This is a genomic window from Embleya sp. NPDC056575, from assembly GCF_042793325.1.
Lineage (GTDB): Bacteria > Actinomycetota > Actinomycetes > Streptomycetales > Streptomycetaceae > Embleya.
Genome location: NZ_JBHTVA010000178.1, coordinates 668 through 1341 on the forward strand (window position 1 = coordinate 668; position 674 = coordinate 1341).

At 71.1% G+C, this 674-nt stretch carries 1 protein-coding gene; it reads right to left on the bottom strand.

The genetic code is table 11. The features are described from left to right. The coding region (locus tag ACFRCG_RS48545; protein ID WP_380043075.1) for an aldehyde dehydrogenase family protein at positions 1 to 674 on the bottom strand (674 nt) is incomplete at both ends.

Sequence of the window (674 nt, forward strand, 5' to 3'; positions counted from 1 at the left end):
CGTCGAGCTTGACGATCACCGGGGTGCGGACGACCGCGTCCGGGAACTCCGCGTTGCCCACCTCACGCGACGCGAGGGCGACCTCGCCGAGCCCTGCCGCGGCCTCCAGACGCGCCTTGACGTCCGGGTTCACGATCGCGCCCAGCAGCCCGTTGGCACGCGCGTCGTCCCCGAGGAGTCCGTCGACCGACCGGGCGAGGTCGGCGACCACCTCGTCGTACGACTTGGAGCCCTCCTCCGTACGGATGCCGTCGCGGGGGATGAGGAGGTTCTGCGGGGTCGTGCACATCTGGCCGCTGTACAGGGACAAGGAGAAGGCCAGGTTGGACAGCATCCCCTTGTAGTCGTCGGTCGACTCCACGATCACCGTGTTGACGCCGGCCTTCTCCGTGTAGACCTGCGCCTGGCGGGCGTGGGTCTCCAGCCAGTCGCCGAACGCCGTCGACCCGGTGTAGTCGATGATCCGGATCTCGGGGCGCACGGCCAGGGTCTTGGCGATGCCCTCCCCGGGCCGCTCGGCGGCCAGCGCCACCAGGTTCGGGTCGAAGCCCGTCGCGGCGAGCACCTCGCGTGCGACCTGCACGGTGAGCGCGAGCGGCAGCACCGCGCGCGGGTGCGGCTTGACGAGCACGGCGTTACCGGTGGCCAGGGAGGCGAACAGGCCCGGATAGCCG